Origin of the sequence: Enterocloster sp. OA13, assembly GCF_022440595.1 — a bacterium.
Classification (GTDB): Bacteria; Bacillota; Clostridia; order Lachnospirales; family Lachnospiraceae; genus Enterocloster; species Enterocloster hominis.
Genome location: NZ_JAKNTF010000001.1, coordinates 3,494,856 through 3,514,314, shown reverse-complemented (window position 1 = coordinate 3,514,314; position 19,459 = coordinate 3,494,856). Strand labels below are relative to the sequence as shown.

The following is a 19,459-nucleotide window of genomic DNA, read 5'->3' as shown; positions in this document are numbered from 1 at the left end:
GCTTTTTGCGAATTAAAAGCAAATTTTTTTTAGACTTATATTGACAAAAGCAGAATTATGTGCTCTTAAATGGAGCGACATAAACTGGAAAAATGAAACGATTTTTATTCAAAGAATGGAAGACAGTTCTGGTAATATAGTGGAATATGTAAAGTCAGATTCCGAAGCGGGATATAGAGAGTTGGTCTTAACGGATTCTGTTATTAATATGCTTAAATTAATTAAGAATAGTAGCCAAGTTCTTTCGGAATATATTTTCTGTAATGAAGTGGGGGCGCGGAAGACTAAGCTTCAATTCCTAAATAAACTTAGGCGGGCTGAAAGAGCAATCGGGTTCGAGAAAGAGAAAGGATCGCATTGTATAAGGCGGACAGTAGCATCTCGGATGAATGTATCAGGGATTGCGCTAGATGAGATCAGACGTTGGCTGGGGCATACGGATTTGGAAACCACACTTAAATATATTTATAATCCGTTCAGGGAGGATATAACAAAAAAAATAAAAAACAACTCAATATTAACGGCTAATAGCAAATGTATTCAAATTTATTCAAAAAGTCAGGCTGTATAAAGCAAAAAAAATAGGCTAAACCCTTTAAAAATCAAGGCCTTCAGCACATCATATAATGGAGACAACGGGATTCGAACCCGCGACCTCTGCGTTGCGAACGCAGCGCTCTCCCAGCTGAGCTATGTCCCCATGAGATATATTATAGCACAAATGGAAAAAATTACAAGAACATCATGGAGTGGAAATCAGTTGTCCCTGCCATACTATCATTGAGGTGATGATAATGGACAGGGATTTAGAAGAAAAGGCCGCAAGGAAGAAATCAAATGAAATGTTCAACAGCATAACAGAAAAACAAAAACCGGAAAACCAGAACCAGACCCATAACTCCCGCAGGGAAGGAATGGGACCTAATACCAAACGGAAACCATGTTAAGTACGCCGCGGGAGGCGATGGGACATTCTTTCGACTGTCCCTCGCGCCCAGGGGTACTTTTATTTTGTCGAAATTACACGAATTATCCACTTATCCACAATAATGTGGAAAAGATTGTGGATAAAGTGTTATTATCTGAAAAATAAAACGGCTTATCCACATTTATATAAAAACTGGGACAAAACCCTGCCGTTATGCGGCCAAAGTTTTGTCCCAATTCCTGACTTACTGAGCCTTGTTTACAAAAGACTCACAGTCCGTACATTCCTTCTGTGTCGGGTTTGCCTCATGTGTGCCAACCTTGATCCTGTCCAGGGTACAGTAGTTTTCTTTCTGGTCATGGAACGTACAGTTCTTGATGGTACATTCAATGCTCTCGTTTTTGCCATTTACCTTCATGGAAAAACCTCCTTTAATTTTGATTGGATTACATGTTTATTATCTGCACAAAACCGAAAAGTATGTAAAGCGTAAAATATATTTGAAAAATCTTTACTTTTGTTATATACTATGGACTAGCACATAAATAATACAAAAAGGATGGTTTTACTATGGCACTGTTAGAGACATGGAGAAATCTGGCGTATGGCGACGGCCTGGATGATAAAAAGAAAGAAGAATTGTGGGCTGGATATTTTCAGATTGAAAAAGGAATTTATGAGCAGATCCTCAGCAATCCAGGGGAAGTAGTTACCGGAACCGTAAAAGAACTGGCTGAGAAGTATGAGACTGAAATCCTGATCATGACCGGATTCCTGGATGGAATCAATGAGAGTCTTAAGGGATACGAGAACCCGATTGAGACAATGGAAGAGGACACCCAGGTCAAGATTGAGATTGACCCTGAGAAGCTGTATTACAATATGGTAGAGGCAAAGGCCAACTGGCTGTTTGAACTTCCACAGTGGGACAGCATCCTTACGCCTGAGAAGCGCAAGGAGCTTTACAAGGCGCAGAAGGCTTCCGGCACAGTCCGCAAGGGAAAGAAAGTTTTCCCCAACGATCCGTGCCCATGCGGAAGCGGCAAGAAGTATAAGAAGTGCTGCGGTAAGAACGCATAGGATCCATATGTGTCTGAGGACGTCTGATTGTAAGCCGCCTGTCCGGAGGAAGCTCCGGGCAGGCGCTTTTGCAGTATGGAAAGCAGGAGGATGAAGGATGGAGGCTTACACTGGTTTTGCGGAGGTTTATGATATATTCCAGGACAATGTACCCTATGAAGAGTGGTGCGGCTATGTCACAGGACTTCTTAAGGAATACCAGGTCACGGATGGACTGGTGCTGGACCTGGGTTGTGGGACCGGCAGCCTGACCGAGCTTATGGCAAGGTCCGGGTACGATATGATCGGGATTGACAATTCCGGGGAAATGCTCCAGATAGCCATGAACAAGCGCAATGCATCGGGATTGGATATCCTTTACCTGCTGCAGGACATGCGCGGTTTTGAACTGTATGGAACGGTAAGGGCTGTCATCAGCATCTGTGATTCCATGAATTATATGATGGAATATGAGGAACTGGTGGAGGTGTTCCGGTTGGTCAACAATTATCTGGACCCCAAAGGCGTATTTATTTTTGACCTTAACACAGAATATAAGTACAGGGAAATGCTGGCTGACAATACATTTGCAGAGGACAGGGAAGAATCCAGCTTTATCTGGAATAATTTTTATGATGAGGAAGACAAGGTCAATGAATATGACCTGACCCTTTTTGTGAAGGAAGGGGAGCTTTACAGGAAATTTGAGGAAACCCATTACCAGCGCGCATACAGTCTGGACGAGGTCCGGCGGGCAGTCAGTGAGGCTGGGATGGAGTTTGTGGCGGCATATGACGCCTGCACCCGGAATCCCGTGCAGCAGGACAGTGAACGGATTTACGTGATTGCGCGGGAAAACGGAAAATAGGATAGGAGAGATACAATGTCAGATTATGTGATAAGAGCAACTGCGGCGGACGGTGAAATCCGTGCATTTGCCTCCACCACAAGGGACTTGGTGGAAGAGGCAAGAAAGGCCCATAATACCAGCCCGGTAGCAACCGCTGCACTGGGACGGCTTCTCACCGCAGGAGTCATGATGGGGATTGACATGAAGGGGGAAAAGGACCTTCTGACCCTGAAGATACAGGGGGACGGACCCATAGGCGGACTAACCGTGACCGCTGATTCCCTTGGGAATGTAAAAGGATATGCCTTTCATCCCATGGTCATGCTGCCCCCCAATGCAAAGGGGAAGCTGGATGTGGGCGGCGCCCTGGGCGTGGGCGTCCTGAGTGTGATTAAGGATATCGGCCTGAAAGAGCCATATGTGGGGCAGACCATTCTGGTAAGCGGGGAGATTGCAGAGGACCTTACCTACTATTATGCCACATCGGAACAGATTCCTTCCTCCGTGGCCCTGGGCGTCCTGATGAATAAGGATAACACGGTGCGTCAGGCCGGAGGTTTCATGATCCAGCTGATGCCGGGGGCATCCGAGTCAGTCATCGGCAGGCTGGAAGACAAGCTTAAGGAGATATCCTCCATTACCACGCTGCTGGATGTGGGCAACACCCCGGAGCGGATACTGGAATACATCCTCGGTGAGTTTGGGCTGGAGATAAACGACAGGACCCCGGTGCAGTTCTACTGCAACTGTACCAAGAGCAGGGTGGAAAAGGCATTAATCAGTGTCGGAAAAAAGGATATCCAGGAAATGATTGAAGACGGAAAGCCCATTGAGGTGAACTGCCATTTCTGCGGAAAGCACTATGAGTTCTCAACCGACGACCTGAAGGACATACTGGAACGCGCCAGGTAGGATTGGATGGCGGATAAAGGGAAGGCGCGGAGGGAAGACATGGAGGGAAGACACTGATTCCACGGATATAGGACAGAAAACAACAAGAGCCAGTCAGAAGACTGGCTCTTACTTGTAATCATTTGAAATCAGATATAACTTACTTCAACTCTATCAATGATGATATATGTTTGAAAAAGGTACACTGTTGTTCATTGATTATAATCTGGTTACGTTAGTAGCCTGAGGACCCTTAGCTCCGTTAACTACTTCGAACTCAACTTCTGCGCCCTCATCTAAGGACTTGAAGCCATCCATGTTCAGACCTGAATAGTGAACGAAAACATCGTTGCCCTGCTCATCTGAAATAAATCCGTAACCCTTCTGGTTGTTGAACCACTTAACTGTACCTTTCATTACGATACCTCCAAAAAATATAAAAAAATTGTTCTGTTGCAAGTTATTTCGCAACTGTCCTTAGGATATCACAAATGTTGAAAAGTGTCAAACGTTTTTGGTGATAAAGCATAAACAATTTATACAAACCTTAGATTCTATTGTTCAAAGGTTAAAATATGAAGAAAAAAGGGCAAAAGGGTGAATTATATGATATACTAACTGGCATAAAGGGTAAAAAAAGAAGGGATTTATGAATGAAGGTTCAAAATATATGGAGGCATTACTGCACCATTACAAAACACAGGCGCCTGGTGCGCAGGCACTGTTTTAAAATCGGCCTGTATTGGCAGGGACTGACACATGATCTTTCCAAGTACAGCCCTGAGGAATTCTGGACGGGTGTCCGGTACTACCAGGGCGACAGAAGCCCGAACGCTGCAGAGCGGGAGGACGTGGGGTATTCCAGGGCCTGGCTGCACCACAAAGGCAGGAATAAGCACCATTATGAGTACTGGATTGATATTTCCAACCACAAGGAAGAGGGACTGGTGGGCAACAAAATGCCGGTCAGGTATGTGGCTGAGATGATATGCGACAGGATTGCGGCCTGCGAAGTGTATAAAGGAAAGGACTACACCAGCGCGGCCCCGCTGGAATATTATGAATATACCAAAAAGTATATCACCATCCATCCAAGAACAAGGGCGCTGCTGGAAAAGCTGCTTATCATGCTGAAGGATAAGGGCGAAGAGGCAACCTATGCTTATCTTCGCAAGCTGCTGAAAAAAGGGAGTTATTAAGGAAAAAGGAAAAAAGAAAGCCGGAAGGAATGCCGGATAAAGAAAAAATGCTAAGTGAAGCCAGCTTTCAAACGGTAGACAAACTACATTCCGCTGATTCATTTATTCATGCAGTTCATAAAAATACAGAATGCCAACTGATGAATGGCATCTGATATCCAGACAACTTTATTTAAAATGAATTTGCAGGTATGCCCCGGAGCCTGTTTGAAAATTCATTCCCGCCGTCTGCCCTAAGGAATCCACCAGAGGTACCCCCTTAGGACAAAGCACGCCCCACTTCGCGGTATATTTGGCCCCGATTCAGTCAGCGTAGCCCGCTACGCCTCCATCATCGGGACCAAATCTCCCACAAAGTGGGACGCACAGCCGACGGAAAGCAATTTTCAAACACACCCTAGCAAATTAGTCCGACGGACCGGAACTTGTTTTATTACTTAATTTTTGAGACAATTAAGATTTAACCCCTCTCCAACACATGAAATTATATCATGGTGATTAAAGCCTATAAGCCATTGGAATTTTTTTGAAATAATATAATAGTCCGCCCATCCGGTATCTAAAAAGGCAGTTTGATTTAACAAATTAAGCGCCTCTGCTAATTCAGGTACATAGCTTTCAAATATCCAAAACTTTTCCCCCAAATACCAATCACTGCCTTTGTCAATTAAAAAATAAACCATCTCATCCCCTGATATGATCTGCGGCAGGAGATAAAACCATGTTGAACCATCAACTGGAAAACTCCCTAAAAAGTTTTTCATGCTTTTTGGACTGTAACCTTTGATATTAGCCCAATGTAAACCGTTTTTCCATGTTCCTGTTTTGTCGGCATATTTTTCTGCAATCGTTTGATATATGTTTTCCCATTGAGTGCTGCTGACCTTATGGAAACGGTTTACAGATATACTGCATTTCTCTATTATCTCATTCTCTATCCGGAATAAATCATATGGCACTTTCTTCATCCCTACACTGCTGCTCCTGTTTCAGTTCATGAGTTCCAATCCGTTGGCCGGCACTTTTCCCGTCTTTTACGCCAAAGGCATCCAAACGCAACTTCTGATTCGCCTTATCATAGCCAGCTTTTCCTATTCCTCGGGAAACAGATGTCCGTCAATGATCTGAACCGCATCTTCAATACATCCGGGACAGGAACGCAGCGGTGTCCCTGTATCCTCACCCCTTAACTCACGGCAGGTAAGGCTGCCGTTCTTTTCAAGGAATGCCTTGAGGCAGGAGGCGGATGCCTCATACGAAATCTTCTTGGAATCCGGCGCCTGGGTATGCCCGGTGCTGCATTTCAGGCCGGACAATACAGCGGCAGCAGAGATTGCCCCGCAGGTTGCATCCATACAGCCCATTCCAAGGCCAAGTCCTTCGGTTATCCGGAACAGGGTCTTTTCATCCATCCCTGTTTTATCCGTAAATGCGCATGCAACAGACTGGGCGCAGTTGAAGCCCCTGTCATGGAATGCGATTGCCTGTTTTGCTCTTTCGTTTCCTGATATCTTTGACATATTCAAATCTCCTTATTATAAAATATAACCGTGTTTTTTGTAATATGATCCCAGCGGGCATTAAGACTGCCGTGGGATATGCCTGAGCATGACGTGGAACAGAAAACCGCCCAGGGCCACAGATAAAAGATACAGTATGTTACCTGGAACCGTCCCGATGGTCAGGGCAATCTCATGAAAGACAACCTGTCCGTTGGGGTAATAGGGGCTGATGTAGAACATATCGGCATTTCCATAAGGATGGGATGCCACATTGATGAGGGTGGCAACAGCAGCGCACCCGCACAATAATGGCAGCGTATCCCCAAAGTCAGACAGGCTTCGTCCGCCCTTACCGGTAAATGCACAGTAAAGTCCAATGAAAATCAGGATAAAATGCCATATGAACCCGTGAAGGGTTAATACAAGATACGGATGCATCAGCCCGCTGGGTTCTGCCAGCGCCATGACGCCTCCTAACAGGGCAAAGTCCTGCAGGAAGGTATATACTGCTTTTGCTGGACGGGAGGACATCCGCGGCCCGATGAATGGAAGCAGCAGGCACAGGTACATGGGGATGCTGCACAGCTGAAACGGAAAATACCACCAGTCATATTGTTCCCCGTTGACAATATAATACAGGAATCCCTGCTTATAAATTTCACTGACAGCCAGGATCAGGCCGCAGGCGGACAGGACGTGCAGATGCCTGCTCCGGGACAGTTTCCATGCCAGGAAAATGGCGGCAAGGATGCCGGCTCCTCCAAAAACCAGATGGAAGCCGGAATATGGAACAGGTGTCCTCATGGGCCACGATGACATCTGGAATAAAGCCTTTGCAATGGTACTCATAGACAGTGCCTCCTGTGGGAACGATTATACATCATATGCAGATGCATGACAACTCCTTCACTTAGAATAAAATTATATTCAAGGGGAAAGCTAAAGAAACAGGAAAAATAATGGAAAGGCAGGAAAGAAAAGATATGGGATTTGTCATAGCATTGCTGTCAGGCGCATTAATGAGCATACAGGGCGTATTTAATACGGAGGTTACCAAGCAGACCAGCGTGTGGGTGGCTGCGGGCTGGGTACAGCTGACCGCGTTTATTACCTGTGTGGTAATCTGGCTTTTTACGGGAAGGGAGCCTATTGCGGGTCTGATGCAGGTAACGCCAAAATATGTTATGGTGGGAGGTATCCTGGGGGCGCTCATCACATACACGGTCATCCGCAGCATGGCCAGCCTGGGACCTGCCCAGACAGCCCTCTTAATCGTCATCTCCCAGATTATCGTGGCGTATGGGATTGAGCTGTTTGGTATGTTCGGCGTGGAAAAAAGCCCATTTGCATGGCATAAGCTTATTGGCGCTGCCATTGCCATCGGCGGAATCATTGTTTTTGAAAGATAAAAATTGGAAATAACTCTTGTATTTAAATAGACTAACAGTTAGAATAGTACTATCAGGCTGGGATGGTACCCGTATAAAGGAGGGATACCATTCAGATGAGACTTATATCTTTAAAAACATTAAAGGTTCCTGCCATCGTCATATGCATGTTGGCTGCAGGCATATGTTATAGTTGCGGCGGGCAGCCGGATTGTGCGGTTGATTCCGGAAATGAAGGAATTGTTATGGATTTGGGAGATTCAGGACAGCCGGATTCGGAAGAGGACGGTTCAGGAAAACCGGATTCAGGACAGAGCGGTTCGGGAAAACCGGATTCAGGACAGAGCGGTTCAGGAAAAACGGATTCAGGACAGATTGATTCCGGACAGCCGGATTCCACCCAACCATCTGCCGCCATGGTTTATGTACATGTCTGCGGAGAGGTGGGACAGCCGGGCGTATACGGCCTTCCGGAGGGAAGCAGGGTATATGAGGCGGTTGAGGCGGCCGGAGGCATTGTGGACGGCGGAGCGGCAGATTATCTGAACCTGGCGGAGACGCTGAGGGACGGTATGAAGCTGGAAGTTCCCAGTGAGAGCCAGGTAAAAGAGTGGGAGGCACAGGGCATCAAGCCCGCTGCGGATCCTGAAGCAAAGACCAGGTCCATGGTGAATCTCAACACGGCTACCAGGGAGGAGCTTATGAGCCTTCGCGGTATCGGGGAGTCCAGGGCAGAGGATATTATCCGCTACAGGGAAACGTATGGCGGATTCCAGTCCATAGAGGATATTATGAATGTGTCCGGCATCAAGGACGCTGCGTTTGAAAAGATTAAGGACAGTATCACAGTATAAAAGAGTTGGGCGGCCCGAGGTTTGATTTGGGCCGCCATTGATAGATAAGGGGAATGAACATGCCGAGAGTATTAGTTGTAGATGATGAAAAATTAATTGTAAAAGGTATCCGCTTCAGCCTGGAACAGGATGGTATGGAAGTGGATTGTGCATATGATGGCGAGGAAGCAGTGGAACTGGCTAAGAAGACGGAGTACGATATCGTGCTTTTGGATGTGATGCTTCCCAAACTGGACGGTTATGAGGTCTGCCAGGCCATCCGGGAGTTTTCCGACATGCCGATCATCATGCTGACCGCCAAGGGCGGGGACATGGATAAGATCCTTGGACTGGAGTATGGGGCGGATGACTATATAAGCAAGCCCTTTAACATCCTGGAAGTCAAGGCCAGGATCAAGGCCATCATACGGCGCAGTTCCAAGAACAAGCGCCTGAAGAAGGAGGAAGCCAACAACAGCGTCATTGGCCAGGGTGACCTTAAGATGGATACGGAAAGCCGCAGGGTATTTATCGGCGAGAGGGAGATTAACCTGACAGCCAAGGAATTTGACCTGCTGGAGCTTCTGGTGCGCAATCCCAACAAGGTATACAGCAGGGAAGCCCTGCTCACCTATGTGTGGGGCAACAAGGCCATGGACAGCGGCGATGTCCGTACCGTGGATGTCCATGTGAGAAGGCTGAGGGAAAAGATAGAGCCAAGCCCAAGCGACCCAAAGTATGTACATACGAAGTGGGGCGTTGGTTACTATTTCCGCGTAAAGGGCTGAGAAAAGGCTGAGAGGATGGCCGGATGGGTTTAGAGGATGGCTGGATGGGTTTAGAGGATGGCCGGGTAGGCTGAGAGGATGACATACAGATGACAGGGAATGATGCATACAGAATCAGGACAGCGGTGCCGGATGATTTGGATCAGGTGGCACAGGTGGAACTTAATTGTTTTCCGGCAGCGGAGGCGGCTGACAGGGAAAGTTTAAAAGCGCGTCTGGAGGCATTTGGGGAGAGCTTCCTGGTGGCGGAAGCGGACGGGCGGATCATTGGTTTCATCAATGGCGCGGTTACAGATGAAAGGACGATTGCAGATGAGATGTTTGAGGATATTTCCCTGCATGACCCCAAGGGGGCGTACCAGAGTATTTTCGGGCTGGATGTGATAGAAGGGTACCGGCATATGGGGGTGGCCTCCCGGCTTATGCAGACCATGATAGAAACCGCAGGGAAGCAGGGCAGGAAAGGGCTTATACTGACGTGCAAGGACAGGCTTATCGGTTACTATGAGAAGTTCGGGTATGTGAATATGGGTGTTTCAAAGTCAGTTCACGGCGGGGCTGTGTGGTATGACATGGTACTGGAGTTTTAACGGATGAAGATAACACTTGTAACGGTAGGAAAGATAAAAGAACGGTATTTTGAGGATGCCATAAAGGAGTACTCCAAGCGTCTTGGCCGTTACTGCAAGCTGGATATTGTCCAGGTGCAGGACGAGAAGACGCCGGATGGGGCCAGTGAGGCCGTGGAACGCCAGATTAAGGATAAGGAAGGGCAGCGCATCCTTTCTAATATTAAAGATGGGGCTTATGTGATTGCCCTGGCAATTGAAGGCAGGATGCTTTCCAGTGAGGAGCTGGCATCCAGGCTTCAGAAGCTGGGGGTGGATGGCATAAGCCATATTGTGTTTGTGATTGGCGGTTCCCTTGGCCTGTCGGATGAGGTGATGGGGCGGGCGGATTATGCCCTGAGTTTTTCAAAGATGACATTTCCGCATCAGCTGATGCGGGTGGTGCTGCTGGAGCAGATATATAGGAGTTACCGGATTATGGCCGGGGAACCGTACCATAAGTAGCGGGGAGGACCGTGCTGATGGAAAACGGCTTTATTGGTGGAAAGAAGCGGTGCCGGAGAATGTATGTACAATATTTACGGGTAATCCCATGTATCCTGACACTTGGCATCCTTACCTCCTGCGGGGGTAATGCAGAGAAAGAAGAGGAAATAGGTATTTCCACAGTGGCATATACAGAAGAAGCCGCAGAAATGGAGCAGTGGGATACAGGGGATTTATGGAAAAAGGCGTACATAGATTATATTGGGTCCTGCGATCTAAGGGAAATTGATTCGTTTGATTTAATCTATCTGGACGATGTATACAGTATCCTGGACGGGGAACTGGTTCAGGTAGCAAAAGGGGACTATGATATCTTGTCTTGGGAGGAAGCAGGGGAGGATGGGGAAGAGGTTCCTGTATGCCCGGTATCATCAAAGCCCTGGCATACCGCTGGATAAAATTACGGATGCAATCATGAACTGATTCATTCTGAAAGGTTCTTCTTATCCCCTTTTTTGGACGCTTGTCAGGTATCAGCCGCAGGGATGGATGAATAGGTGTGGATGGCAGTCCCGGACTGATGCCGGGACATCCCTGGTATTAGGAGGACACATGAAAAAGAACGGCTACTATACAATCCTGCATTTGAATCCGGACGCTGCCCCGGAAGAAATCGACGCCGCGTTCCAGCGGGAGAAGCGATGGTATGAGATGGAGGGCCGGGCGTTCAACGACCAGCAGGCAAAGGAGCTGACGGAGGCTTACATGGTACTGTCGGATGCGGACAGACGGAAATGCTATGATGCGGAGCAGAGCCGGGCCGTCATGACCATGGAGGAACTGGAACAGAAGGTCCGGCAGAATCACAGGAAGACAAGGTTGGAACAGCTGGTGGATGATATTGCCGAAAACCCTCTGAAGGAGTTGCTGATATTCCTATTGGCGCTGCTTACGTTCATCATCAGCAGGAAATTTTAGCCTGGATGGACCATGGACAACCGGATAATGACAGGAGGACGGAAAACAATGGAGCACAAGCTGGAGGCGGAGGCGCCCAAAGCCGTTATTTTCACCGGTATTCAGGCAAGCGGGAAATCTACTTTTTTTAAACAGCATTTCCCGCCGGATTTTGTACATATCAATCTGGACACGCTGCACACCAGGAACAAGGAGGCGGCGTTATTAGAGGAGTGCCTGCAGAAACGGGTATCGTTTGTGGTGGACAATACAAATCCCACCGCAGAGGACAGGAATCGGTACATAAAGGCGGCCAGGGAGCATGGATACCGGATAGAAGGATACTTTTTCCAGTCCATTGTGAGGGACTGTGTGGAGCGCAATTCCCAGCGCCTTGGAAAGGCGTGTATTCCCAGCAGGGCGATTGCCTGCACCTCAAACCGTCTGGAACTTCCCTCCTATGGGGAGGGATTCGACGTACTGTATTTTGTGCGGATCCAGGATGATGCATTCGTGGTTGATGTGTGGAATGATAAGATGGAGGGATAGACAATGATTTTTGATGAATTAGATACAGGCATGCGCAGGTTTGAGACTTCCCTGGATCAGACCATCCTTCCGGAGCTTTATATGGCGGTGAGGATTGACGGGAGGAATTTTACAAAGCTGACCAAGGAAACCTGCCGGTTCGAGGCGCCTTTTGACATCCGGTTCAGGGATGCCATGGTTGATACGGTGAAGCATCTGATGGACTGTGGGTTTCGCATTGTGTACGGCTACACCCAGAGTGATGAGATTTCCCTGCTGTTCCATCCAAGGGACAATACATTTGGCAGGAAGACAAGGAAGATTAATTCTGTCCTGGCAGGGGAGGCCAGCGCATTTTTCTCACTGCGCCTGGGGGTACTGGCCTGCTTTGACTGCAGGGTGGTGCCGCTGCCCAATCTGGAATGCGTGAAGGACTATTTTTCCTGGAGGCAGGAGGATGCCCACAGGAACTCCCTGAATGCCCACTGTTACTGGCTTCTGCGCAGGGAGGGCATGTCTGCCAGGGAAGCCACAAGGGAGATTGAGGGAAAGACCATTGCATTTAAGAATGAACTCCTGTTTTCCAGGAATATCAATTTCAATGATCTGCCAAACTGGCAGAAGCGCGGGGTGGGCTTATACTACTCATCCTATGAGAAGAAAGGATATAATCCGGTGAAGGATGAGGAGGTAACCAGCATCCGGAGCAGGCTTGACGTGAACATGGACCTGGAAATCGGTGAGGCGTATACGGACTGGGTCATTTCACAGATTCCGCAGGATTAAAAGAAGATTAAGAATGTTTCTGTAAAATGCGTGAGGTTTTTAATCCACGGTTTCCATGATATAATGGACAAGCCAATGGTTAATGGATAAACATGATAAGGAGGCCCTGTTTTTATGAGGAAATATATTATCGCTGCATAGCATGGGCTGATGCAGTGAAAACAGAGTAATTGTATAGCCTTTGCTATTCCGGACAGCAGAATATGTTTGGGAGGCAGCGATGCGCTATCAGAAAGCAAATGAGATTCTTCCGGTGGAACTGGTGGAGTTGATTCAGGATTATATTGACGGGGAATATGTATACATCCCCAGAAAGCAGGAAAATAAAAAGGGCTGGGGAGAGGCTTCCCGGGCAAGAGAGGAACTTCAGTCAAGAAATATAGAAATATTTGTAAAATATAGTCAGGGATTGGGTGTGAAGGACCTGGCAAAGCAATATTTCCTGTCGGAAAAAAGCATACAGAGGATTGTGCTTCAGGAACGGAAAAAGAATGAGGGGAAACAAGGCAGTGTACCGGAATAGCGGATACACTGCCTTTTCCTTGTTTCTGGCTTGAGTTTGAGGTTTATATCCGGGTCCGCGGATGATAGAGTGGACTGCGGAGGCAGATTTGAGATGAAACAGAATATCAGGAAAAAATGGATCATAATGCCGGAATCACTTCCGGTGGTGTTAAGACGGTGCCCTAAATGCGGGAAGAAAACGGAGTTTGGGAACAGCGGGAAGTTCCGCGTCAATGCAAACGGGCGCCTGCTGGATGTATGGCTGATTTACCGGTGCATGACGTGCGGGACATCCTGGAATATGACCATATATGAACGGGTGGGACCGGACCGTCTGAAGCAGGAGGAATACAGGAGTTTTCTTGACAATGACATGCATCTGGCAGCGGAATATGGAAGCAGCCCGGCCATATTTGCCAGGAACCGGGCAGAGTGGGCGCTTGCGTCCAGCGGGTATACGGTACAGGCGGTGGATACCCCGGTGCCGTGCAGGCATGAGGGATGGGATGAAATCGAGATTAAGCTGGGAGGATGCATAACCCCAAGGCTGGACACGCTGTTTGCGAAACAGCTGGGGATTTCCAGAAGCCAGGTGAAACGTCTCTGCGGGCAGGAAATGATACGGTGTCCGCAAGGAAAGGCTGAGGCCAATGCCAGGGTAAGGGACGGCCAGGAATTTTATGTGAGGACATCTTTGGAAATAGGACAGGGCCAGGAGGCAATGGAGAGGGCGTCAGGCGATATGGGTTGTATTTAACGGTCCCATGGCTTATACTAGAGCGTGTCTGAACCTGACAAAGTCTGAGGGAAAAGGAATACGCTTCATGATACCTGCATTTGACACACGATACCGCCCATTGACATCGCGGCCCTTTTTAAGGGATGATTCTTATACTGAATATGCACCCTGCCCTGCCCTGCGCCCCTATATCGCCTGTTTCTGGGCCATGGAAGGCAGCGGGAAGGGCGGCGCCGTGCGGGTAATCCCGGACACCTGCATGGACATTATTATTGAAATCAACCACTCAAGACAGACCGTAAAAACCAGGCTGTGCGGGTTACAGGACTATTCCGTGTTTAAACCGCACAGGGTGACCGGGGATGAGGTGACCAGCTTTGCGGTCAGGTTTTATTTTTGGGCGGCCAGGCTGTTTCTGGATTTGGATTTCAGGGATTTATATAACCAGGTGTGGGACCTGGAACTGGTGCAGCCAGGATACACGGCTGGTTTTGATATATTTCTTTATTACCGTTTGGCGGGGGAACGGATTGCATGGATGGAACGGTTCTTGCTGGAAAAGCTGAAGCCGGACCAATATAATCCCAACCTGTATAATGCCATTGACTATATCCTGAAGACAAAGGGAAATGCTGCGGTAAAAGAATTATGCGGCCACACCTGTGTGGGCCAGAGGCAGATGGAACGCCTTTTCCAACGGGACATCGGCATTTCCATGAAGCGGACAGCCAGTCTGGTCCGGTACCAGAATGTATGGCGGGAGATAGTGGGACAAAGGGAGTTCCGGATTCAGGATGCGGTGTACCGGTATGGATACTCGGACCAGTCCCATCTGCTCAATGAGTTCAGACGGTTTCACGGCGTCTGGCCGGACCAGGCAAGGCAGTCCGCTCTGGAGTGGGTCTGAACGCTGTTTTTCGTGCTGTTCCTGCACGGAGGACCAGGGTGTATCGGATGCCGTGATACCGGATGTCGTTTTTTTTCAATACAGATGCATCCTCTTATGATATAGTTTTTCCAAACATGATTCGGAGGTATCAGATGAAGAAATTAAGCAAGGCAGCATACAGGGAAGTACGCACCTGGATATACCGCAATGCACGGCCCCTGGAACTGGCGTTATGGCAGTTCTGTTTTGAAGGCGGGACCAGGGAACGCATCATGGAAATGCTGGAATTTTATCAGAATGAGGACGGGGGATTTGGAAATGCGGTGGAGCCGGATTGCTGGAATACGGAGTCCTCGCCTTACGCTGTCCTGGTTGTCACGGGAATACTCAGGCGGATTGGATTTACGGACAATGACCACCCGGTCATAAAAGGAATGCTTAACTACCTTGACAGCGGGGTGCATATGTCGGAGGACGGCTGGAATTTCAGTATCCCGTCCAATGATGATTATCCCAGGGCGCCCTGGATGACATATGATGAGTCCGTCAACCGGGTGCAGGATATGGGAATCTCAGCAGGCTTATGTACATTTATCCTGCGCCATGGGGACAGGCAGTCAGGGCTTTATGCAAAGGCCATCGGGTACGCTGGACGGATACTGGATAAAATGAAGCGGACAGAGGATCTTGGGGAAATGGGGGCAGGAGGCACCGGCATGCTGGTCCAGGAGCTGGAGGCATGCGGTCTGGGCCGCCGCTTTGACTGTGAATCCATAAAAGAAGCCCTGCCAGGTCTGGTGAACCGTTCCATTGAGCGCAATCCGGATAACTGGGCATCCTATACGCCCAGGCCGTCTGAATTCATCTGGTCGCCTGAATGTCCCTTTTATCCTGGGAATGAGGAGGTTGTGAATCTGGAGCTGGATTACCTGGTGGATACAAGAAATCCGGGAGGCGTCTGGAATATTACATGGACATGGTTTGGCCTGGGGGATGAGTATCCAAAGGAATTCGCGATTAGCGAGAACTGGTGGATGGCATCCAAGGCAATTGAGAAGCTGAGTTTCCTGGAGGCATTTGGAAGGATGGAGAAGTAGGAGGATGGAAGGACGCCCCGGCCTTCATTTCACAGGGATATAGAGGTCAATCTGGCTGTGGGCGTGGTCGTACCCCAGAAAGCGTTCATCGTACAGCTCAAAGTCTTCCCGCTCGTCCAACTGCTCATCCGTTGTCAGGAACCATGTGCTCCAGATATACCGGAAGGACAGGGACAGGCTTTTAAGGCTTCCCGTGTGGGTGAATACGGCGTACTTCCCGCCCTTCAGGATCTTGGGGATAAAGGGGGAAGGAAGGTTGTCGAAGGAGGAGACCTCCACCGCGGCCACCTCCGGGAACAGCACATTATCATTCATGGTATACAGGTTGTTGCCGTCTTCGCAGGCCTCGCAGATGCCAAAGCCGCGGCTGTCCGCAAATGTGTTGGGAATCAGGTGCATCTGTGCGCGGAAGGTTTCCCACAGTCCGGGAATCACGTTATCGCCAAGTGTGGTGAAGCCGCGCAGTCCGGCTGCTTTTATATCAGGAAGCTCCAGGATCCTGGGGTGGACGGTCAGGTTGTTCGTCAGATGGGCCAGCATGAGCTGGTCCATTTTTGGCTTGGAGCTGATGAAAAGCTCCAGGCGGTTCTGACGGTACTTAACAGGGCTTACGTGATAGACGGATTTGAAGGCGCGGCTGAATGCCTCGCTGGATTCAAAGCCATGGCTGACCGCGATGTCAATAATCCGTCTGTCCGTGTAGAGCAGTTCCCTGGCTGCACTGGAGAGACGGCGTTTCTTAATATAACTGCCCACGCTTTCGCCCAGCAGGGCTGAGAATACCCGGGTCAGATGGTAGTAGGAGTAGCCCGCGTGGCGGGCCACCTCCTCTACTGTCAGTGCATCGCCCAGATGGTTTTCAATATACACAACGGCCTGTTCCAGTGATTGTTCGTAATTCATGAAAAACTCCTGTTTATTTATTGTCTGTCAGTTGGAAGAGGGATGGGGGAGCAGGCTGGCTGCACAGTTTTACAGCCCTGACGCCTTCCGTGAAATCTCCTTCCAGGGAATAATGCTGCCAGCCATTTCCTTCCTGTCCGCCCCAGCAAAGCTCCATGGTCCCGGCTGCCGGGTCAATGACCATGCTTTTTGTGGTGCCGAAAAAGTCATCATAATAAGGGCAGGACAGTCCGGCCGGGTAAGGGGTGAGGAGGAACTGTTTTAATTCTTCCGTATCAAGCCCCTCCCCGTGCTGCTGCAGGAATGCCTTAATGTTCCCGCAGCGTTTCAGGGAGTTCTCCAGGACCTGGGGTTCATGGGGAATCAGCTCCTCAAGGAGCGGATGGTTTGTGGCATACAGGTACTGCGCGTCGGAGTCAGGATTGATGGTCCTGAAAGCCTTCCGCCCGTCCAGTGTCTCATAGAGGGCTGCATTGCCGGCCTTGTCCGTGAGGATCAGGTTCATATTAAATGCAATGGGCATGTCTTTTAACCGCTCCAGGCATTCGGCCACGTCCCGGCAGGTGTCAAGCAGCGTGCGGATGACGGCCCAGAACTGAAGCCCGGTGACGGCGGGACGGCGCATGTTCCCATCAACCCCCACAGGGAAGGTGGTGGAACTCATGGTTACCGCAAGTCCCATCTCATTGAACCCATCGTCCCTGCCCAGCCCCAGGACGCTGGTCCCGATATGGGCGTATGCGCCCTGTATGCTGGTCTTGATTACATTAAAATCCTCAAATGCATCGTTGAATTCATAGTTGCGCGCAACCTTTGGGTGTCCGTCCTTTGTCATGGACGGCAGCAGGGAAATGTGGCTGCATCCGGGACGGAGCCAGGTCATGGCATAATAGACAAGGTTCTGGGGCCGGGTCTGAAGGGCGTCCGCAACCCCCTGCAGTTCCTCATTCAGTCCCGGACACCACTGGGAAAACAGGGCAGCGGCCTTTTCCCATTCCTCTGTCCCAAAGCCCGGGTATCCGGCTGTGAAATGTGACTTCAGCTGGGGGATGGCTGCGTACTGTGTGCCCAGGCGGTAACCGGCCTCATAATGTGTTCCTGTCAGCAGGGTGCTGCGGGTATATACTGTTTTCATGGAAATCCTCCTCTTTCTGGTTGTGTTTTTATTTATAAGACACTTATATTGTACCGGAAAGGGAATTTATTTCATGATATTTCCTGCGGTTTTGAAGGGGAGAGGATGCCTGCGCCAGGAACTATACAATGGCGCCCAGGATTTCCTTTTCCGCAAACAGGGCCGTGGCCCCGCCTGTGTGCCAGAAGACAACGTTGCTTCCCTGAGGCACCCTGCCGCTTCGGATGTAGTCCAGCATTCCGGCAAATGCCTTTCCCGTATAGACCGGGTCGACGAAGAGTCCTTCCTTTTCAGCCAGGAGACGGATCGCCTCAGTGGATGCCTGGTTGGGAATCTCGTATCCGGGCAGGTAATAGTTCAGGTCCGTATGGATATCCCTGTCAGCATCCACGGTCACGTCCGCCCCTATCAGTTTCAGGCTTTCATTCGCCAGCGCCCCGGCGCGGCCGGGATAGCCCTCGTCCTTCCAGCTTACGTTGATGGAAATGATTGCCGCGTCCGAGCCTGTAAGGACACGGCCTGCTGCCAGGCCTGCCATGGTCCCGCCGGTGCCGGTGCCGTGGAACACATAGTCAGGATGGAAATCCATGGAAAGGGTCTGTTCCATGAATTCCACATAGCCTTCAATGAAACCAACGGAGCCAACCGGACTGGCCCCGCCCATGGGCACTTCATAGCAACGGTGTCCTTCTGACTCCAGGCGCTTCATGTGTTCCCTGGCCATGGCCACGGCCCGTTCATCGGCGGCATTTTCCTCTTCGCCGGGCAGCATTTTCACAATGTGTATCTCAGCGCCCATGATTTTATCTAACAGAAGGTTGGCGCGCAGGTCCTCCTCGTCCGGTTCCACGATTGCCACCAGGTATAGGATTGGTTTTAATCCGCAGCGGCGGCAGGCGGATACGGTCTGCATGGCATGGTTGGACTGGGTTGCGCCGAAGGTGAATACATATTCGCATCCCTTTGCGGCAGCATCCCCAATCAGATACTGGAGCTTTCGCACCTTGTTGCCCCCAAACAGGTTCATGCCGGTGAAGTCATCCCGTTTGATATAAAGGTTAACCCCCAGTTCCCCGGACAGGTTAGAAAGCCTGTAAAAGGGCGTGGGAAAGAATCCAAGCCCTGCCTTTGGCATCCTTTCCAGCAGTTTGCGCGCCGCGGCGCACCGTTGTCTTAAATCATTCATTTTGTAATCCTCCTCGTCCTGATAGAGCATGTTCAGGCACATACGGATGCTGCATCTGATATCCCTTATATGCTGCGTCTGATATCCCTTATATGCTGCATCTGACATCCCTGATATGCTCCATCTGTTATCCCTGATAGTATATACATTTCCATGCGGGTCGTATGACCATAGTATATCATGTTTCCAGAAGGGAAAACAGATAATGATTGCAGGAAGATGTTTCTTTGGGGTATACTAAT

28 protein-coding genes and 1 tRNA gene are annotated in these 19,459 nt (G+C 49.4%); 19 read left to right on the top strand and 10 right to left on the bottom strand.

Going from position 1 to position 19,459, the window contains the following annotated elements; translation table 11 throughout:
• Nucleotides 1–40 precede the first annotated feature (40 nt).
• The gene (locus MCJ35_RS15670; protein WP_025486441.1) at nt 41–571 is read left to right on the top strand and encodes a tyrosine-type recombinase/integrase; all 531 of its coding nucleotides are present in this window, start codon (nt 41–43) and stop codon (nt 569–571) included.
• A 56-nt stretch (nt 572–627) separates the two neighbouring features.
• Here MCJ35_RS15670 and MCJ35_RS15665 read toward each other — a convergent pair.
• A tRNA-Ala gene (locus tag MCJ35_RS15665) sits at nt 628–700 on the bottom strand.
• A gap of 94 nt (nt 701–794) precedes the next feature.
• Here MCJ35_RS15665 and MCJ35_RS15660 point away from each other — a divergent pair.
• The gene (locus MCJ35_RS15660; protein WP_166441696.1) at nt 795–947 is read left to right on the top strand and encodes a hypothetical protein; all 153 of its coding nucleotides are present in this window, start codon (nt 795–797) and stop codon (nt 945–947) included.
• 225 nt (nt 948–1,172) lie between these two features.
• Here MCJ35_RS15660 and MCJ35_RS15655 read toward each other — a convergent pair whose 3' ends face one another.
• A complete protein-coding gene (locus MCJ35_RS15655) occupies nt 1,173–1,346 on the bottom strand; it encodes a DUF1540 domain-containing protein (protein WP_008718137.1) in 174 nt (57 codons plus the stop codon).
• Nucleotides 1,347–1,498: 152 nt separating this feature from the next.
• Here MCJ35_RS15655 and MCJ35_RS15650 point away from each other — a divergent pair, with 152 nt between their 5' ends.
• The 3 genes from MCJ35_RS15650 to hslO all read left to right on the top strand — a co-directional run bounded on the left by MCJ35_RS15650 (nt 1,499) and on the right by hslO (nt 3,749).
• Nucleotides 1,499–2,008 (top strand): SEC-C metal-binding domain-containing protein, encoded by a 510-nt coding sequence (locus MCJ35_RS15650; RefSeq protein ID WP_025486442.1) that lies wholly within the window; start codon nt 1,499–1,501, stop codon nt 2,006–2,008.
• 97 nt (nt 2,009–2,105) lie between these two features.
• Nucleotides 2,106–2,855, top strand: a complete 750-nt coding sequence (locus MCJ35_RS15645; RefSeq protein ID WP_008718134.1) for a class I SAM-dependent DNA methyltransferase — start codon at nt 2,106–2,108, stop codon at nt 2,853–2,855.
• A 15-nt stretch (nt 2,856–2,870) separates the two neighbouring features.
• On the top strand, nt 2,871–3,749 hold the full coding sequence (hslO, locus tag MCJ35_RS15640; protein ID WP_008718132.1) for an Hsp33 family molecular chaperone HslO: 879 nt from the start codon (nt 2,871–2,873) through the stop codon (nt 3,747–3,749).
• A gap of 198 nt (nt 3,750–3,947) precedes the next feature.
• On the opposite strand, the gene MCJ35_RS15635 is transcribed toward hslO, so the two are convergent.
• Entirely contained in the window at nt 3,948–4,145 is a 198-nt protein-coding gene (locus tag MCJ35_RS15635) for a cold shock domain-containing protein (RefSeq protein WP_008718130.1), read from the bottom strand.
• A 236-nt stretch (nt 4,146–4,381) separates the two neighbouring features.
• Between MCJ35_RS15635 and MCJ35_RS15630 the strand changes: the two genes are divergently transcribed.
• Entirely contained in the window at nt 4,382–4,927 is a 546-nt protein-coding gene (locus tag MCJ35_RS15630; protein WP_008718128.1) for a DUF5662 family protein, read from the top strand.
• Nucleotides 4,928–5,230: 303 nt separating this feature from the next.
• Here MCJ35_RS15630 and MCJ35_RS32125 read toward each other — a convergent pair whose 3' ends face one another.
• From MCJ35_RS32125 to MCJ35_RS15615, 4 genes are all read right to left on the bottom strand, one after another.
• The gene (locus tag MCJ35_RS32125; RefSeq protein ID WP_353656075.1) at nt 5,231–5,323 is read right to left on the bottom strand and encodes a DUF6783 domain-containing protein; all 93 of its coding nucleotides are present in this window, start codon (nt 5,321–5,323) and stop codon (nt 5,231–5,233) included.
• 41 nt (nt 5,324–5,364) lie between these two features.
• Nucleotides 5,365–5,895 carry a DUF6756 family protein gene (locus MCJ35_RS15625; RefSeq protein ID WP_025486443.1) on the bottom strand — a complete coding sequence of 177 codons (531 nt, stop codon included), beginning with the start codon at nt 5,893–5,895 and terminating at the stop codon, nt 5,365–5,367.
• A 123-nt stretch (nt 5,896–6,018) separates the two neighbouring features.
• A complete protein-coding gene (locus MCJ35_RS15620; RefSeq protein ID WP_025486444.1) occupies nt 6,019–6,447 on the bottom strand; it encodes a C-GCAxxG-C-C family protein in 429 nt (142 codons plus the stop codon).
• A 60-nt stretch (nt 6,448–6,507) separates the two neighbouring features.
• Nucleotides 6,508–7,278, bottom strand: a complete 771-nt coding sequence (locus MCJ35_RS15615) for a TMEM164 family acyltransferase (protein WP_025486445.1) — start codon at nt 7,276–7,278, stop codon at nt 6,508–6,510.
• Between the two features lie 134 nt (nt 7,279–7,412).
• Here MCJ35_RS15615 and MCJ35_RS15610 point away from each other — a divergent pair, with 134 nt between their 5' ends.
• The 13 genes from MCJ35_RS15610 (at nt 7,413) to MCJ35_RS15550 (ending at nt 15,993) form a co-directional block, all read left to right on the top strand.
• Nucleotides 7,413–7,838: a DMT family transporter gene (locus MCJ35_RS15610; protein WP_008718121.1), complete on the top strand. Its 426-nt coding sequence runs from the start codon at nt 7,413–7,415 to the stop codon at nt 7,836–7,838.
• A gap of 95 nt (nt 7,839–7,933) precedes the next feature.
• Nucleotides 7,934–8,671, top strand: a complete 738-nt coding sequence (locus MCJ35_RS15605; RefSeq protein WP_025486446.1) for a helix-hairpin-helix domain-containing protein — start codon at nt 7,934–7,936, stop codon at nt 8,669–8,671.
• A gap of 59 nt (nt 8,672–8,730) precedes the next feature.
• On the top strand, nt 8,731–9,438 hold the full coding sequence (locus MCJ35_RS15600; RefSeq protein WP_008718118.1) for a response regulator transcription factor: 708 nt from the start codon (nt 8,731–8,733) through the stop codon (nt 9,436–9,438).
• A gap of 89 nt (nt 9,439–9,527) precedes the next feature.
• Nucleotides 9,528–10,028, top strand: coding sequence for a GNAT family N-acetyltransferase (locus MCJ35_RS15595; RefSeq protein WP_025486447.1), 501 nt, complete (start codon nt 9,528–9,530; stop codon nt 10,026–10,028).
• 3 nt (nt 10,029–10,031) lie between these two features.
• Nucleotides 10,032–10,511, top strand: coding sequence for a 23S rRNA (pseudouridine(1915)-N(3))-methyltransferase RlmH (gene rlmH / locus MCJ35_RS15590; RefSeq protein WP_008718115.1), 480 nt, complete (start codon nt 10,032–10,034; stop codon nt 10,509–10,511).
• A 17-nt stretch (nt 10,512–10,528) separates the two neighbouring features.
• Complete coding sequence (locus MCJ35_RS15585; RefSeq protein ID WP_025486448.1) at nt 10,529–10,951, top strand: hypothetical protein; 423 nt, start codon at nt 10,529–10,531, stop codon at nt 10,949–10,951.
• A gap of 154 nt (nt 10,952–11,105) precedes the next feature.
• On the top strand, nt 11,106–11,471 hold the full coding sequence (locus MCJ35_RS15580; RefSeq protein WP_025486449.1) for a DnaJ domain-containing protein: 366 nt from the start codon (nt 11,106–11,108) through the stop codon (nt 11,469–11,471).
• 48 nt (nt 11,472–11,519) lie between these two features.
• A complete protein-coding gene (locus tag MCJ35_RS15575) occupies nt 11,520–11,999 on the top strand; it encodes an AAA family ATPase (protein ID WP_034577894.1) in 480 nt (159 codons plus the stop codon).
• Between the two features lie 3 nt (nt 12,000–12,002).
• Nucleotides 12,003–12,764: a tRNA(His) guanylyltransferase Thg1 family protein gene (locus MCJ35_RS15570; RefSeq protein WP_025486450.1), complete on the top strand. Its 762-nt coding sequence runs from the start codon at nt 12,003–12,005 to the stop codon at nt 12,762–12,764.
• Nucleotides 12,765–12,984: 220 nt separating this feature from the next.
• Nucleotides 12,985–13,287: a CD3324 family protein gene (locus tag MCJ35_RS15565; protein ID WP_008718105.1), complete on the top strand. Its 303-nt coding sequence runs from the start codon at nt 12,985–12,987 to the stop codon at nt 13,285–13,287.
• Between the two features lie 93 nt (nt 13,288–13,380).
• Nucleotides 13,381–14,025: a DUF1062 domain-containing protein gene (locus MCJ35_RS15560; protein ID WP_008718103.1), complete on the top strand. Its 645-nt coding sequence runs from the start codon at nt 13,381–13,383 to the stop codon at nt 14,023–14,025.
• Nucleotides 14,026–14,092: 67 nt separating this feature from the next.
• Nucleotides 14,093–14,914, top strand: coding sequence for an AraC family transcriptional regulator (locus tag MCJ35_RS15555; RefSeq protein ID WP_025486451.1), 822 nt, complete (start codon nt 14,093–14,095; stop codon nt 14,912–14,914).
• A gap of 134 nt (nt 14,915–15,048) precedes the next feature.
• Nucleotides 15,049–15,993, top strand: a complete 945-nt coding sequence (locus MCJ35_RS15550) for a hypothetical protein (protein WP_025486452.1) — start codon at nt 15,049–15,051, stop codon at nt 15,991–15,993.
• A 24-nt stretch (nt 15,994–16,017) separates the two neighbouring features.
• Here MCJ35_RS15550 and MCJ35_RS15545 read toward each other — a convergent pair whose 3' ends face one another.
• From MCJ35_RS15545 to MCJ35_RS15535, 3 genes are all read right to left on the bottom strand, one after another.
• Complete coding sequence (locus tag MCJ35_RS15545) at nt 16,018–16,896, bottom strand: AraC family transcriptional regulator (RefSeq protein ID WP_008718098.1); 879 nt, start codon at nt 16,894–16,896, stop codon at nt 16,018–16,020.
• 13 nt (nt 16,897–16,909) lie between these two features.
• Complete coding sequence (locus tag MCJ35_RS15540) at nt 16,910–18,031, bottom strand: C45 family autoproteolytic acyltransferase/hydrolase (RefSeq protein ID WP_025486453.1); 1,122 nt, start codon at nt 18,029–18,031, stop codon at nt 16,910–16,912.
• A 121-nt stretch (nt 18,032–18,152) separates the two neighbouring features.
• Nucleotides 18,153–19,325, bottom strand: coding sequence for a D-cysteine desulfhydrase family protein (locus tag MCJ35_RS15535; protein ID WP_240299561.1), 1,173 nt, complete (start codon nt 19,323–19,325; stop codon nt 18,153–18,155).
• Nucleotides 19,326–19,459: the final 134 nt, after the last annotated feature.

Bases quoted from the DNA above. Each gene is read 5' to 3' on its own strand.
- MCJ35_RS15660 (WP_166441696.1), top strand. From the start codon at position 795: ATGGACAGGGATTTAGAAGAAAAGGCCGCAAGGAAGAAATCAAATGAA.
- MCJ35_RS15655 (WP_008718137.1), bottom strand. From the start codon at position 1,346: ATGAAGGTAAATGGCAAAAACGAGAGCATTGAATGTACCATCAAGAAC.
- MCJ35_RS15650 (WP_025486442.1), top strand. From the start codon at position 1,499: ATGGCACTGTTAGAGACATGGAGAAATCTGGCGTATGGCGACGGCCTG.
- MCJ35_RS15645 (WP_008718134.1), top strand. From the start codon at position 2,106: ATGGAGGCTTACACTGGTTTTGCGGAGGTTTATGATATATTCCAGGAC.
- hslO (WP_008718132.1), top strand. From the start codon at position 2,871: ATGTCAGATTATGTGATAAGAGCAACTGCGGCGGACGGTGAAATCCGT.
- MCJ35_RS15635 (WP_008718130.1), bottom strand. From the start codon at position 4,145: ATGAAAGGTACAGTTAAGTGGTTCAACAACCAGAAGGGTTACGGATTT.
- MCJ35_RS15630 (WP_008718128.1), top strand. From the start codon at position 4,382: ATGAAGGTTCAAAATATATGGAGGCATTACTGCACCATTACAAAACAC.
- MCJ35_RS15625 (WP_025486443.1), bottom strand. From the start codon at position 5,895: ATGAAGAAAGTGCCATATGATTTATTCCGGATAGAGAATGAGATAATA.
- MCJ35_RS15620 (WP_025486444.1), bottom strand. From the start codon at position 6,447: ATGTCAAAGATATCAGGAAACGAAAGAGCAAAACAGGCAATCGCATTC.
- MCJ35_RS15615 (WP_025486445.1), bottom strand. From the start codon at position 7,278: ATGAGTACCATTGCAAAGGCTTTATTCCAGATGTCATCGTGGCCCATG.
- MCJ35_RS15610 (WP_008718121.1), top strand. From the start codon at position 7,413: ATGGGATTTGTCATAGCATTGCTGTCAGGCGCATTAATGAGCATACAG.
- MCJ35_RS15605 (WP_025486446.1), top strand. From the start codon at position 7,934: ATGAGACTTATATCTTTAAAAACATTAAAGGTTCCTGCCATCGTCATA.
- MCJ35_RS15600 (WP_008718118.1), top strand. From the start codon at position 8,731: ATGCCGAGAGTATTAGTTGTAGATGATGAAAAATTAATTGTAAAAGGT.
- MCJ35_RS15595 (WP_025486447.1), top strand. From the start codon at position 9,528: ATGACAGGGAATGATGCATACAGAATCAGGACAGCGGTGCCGGATGAT.
- rlmH (WP_008718115.1), top strand. From the start codon at position 10,032: ATGAAGATAACACTTGTAACGGTAGGAAAGATAAAAGAACGGTATTTT.
- MCJ35_RS15585 (WP_025486448.1), top strand. From the start codon at position 10,529: ATGGAAAACGGCTTTATTGGTGGAAAGAAGCGGTGCCGGAGAATGTAT.
- MCJ35_RS15580 (WP_025486449.1), top strand. From the start codon at position 11,106: ATGAAAAAGAACGGCTACTATACAATCCTGCATTTGAATCCGGACGCT.
- MCJ35_RS15575 (WP_034577894.1), top strand. From the start codon at position 11,520: ATGGAGCACAAGCTGGAGGCGGAGGCGCCCAAAGCCGTTATTTTCACC.
- MCJ35_RS15570 (WP_025486450.1), top strand. From the start codon at position 12,003: ATGATTTTTGATGAATTAGATACAGGCATGCGCAGGTTTGAGACTTCC.
- MCJ35_RS15565 (WP_008718105.1), top strand. From the start codon at position 12,985: ATGCGCTATCAGAAAGCAAATGAGATTCTTCCGGTGGAACTGGTGGAG.
- MCJ35_RS15560 (WP_008718103.1), top strand. From the start codon at position 13,381: ATGAAACAGAATATCAGGAAAAAATGGATCATAATGCCGGAATCACTT.
- MCJ35_RS15555 (WP_025486451.1), top strand. From the start codon at position 14,093: ATGATACCTGCATTTGACACACGATACCGCCCATTGACATCGCGGCCC.
- MCJ35_RS15550 (WP_025486452.1), top strand. From the start codon at position 15,049: ATGAAGAAATTAAGCAAGGCAGCATACAGGGAAGTACGCACCTGGATA.
- MCJ35_RS15545 (WP_008718098.1), bottom strand. From the start codon at position 16,896: ATGAATTACGAACAATCACTGGAACAGGCCGTTGTGTATATTGAAAAC.
- MCJ35_RS15540 (WP_025486453.1), bottom strand. From the start codon at position 18,031: ATGAAAACAGTATATACCCGCAGCACCCTGCTGACAGGAACACATTAT.
- MCJ35_RS15535 (WP_240299561.1), bottom strand. From the start codon at position 19,325: ATGTCAGATGCAGCATATAAGGGATATCAGACGCAGCATATAAGGGAT.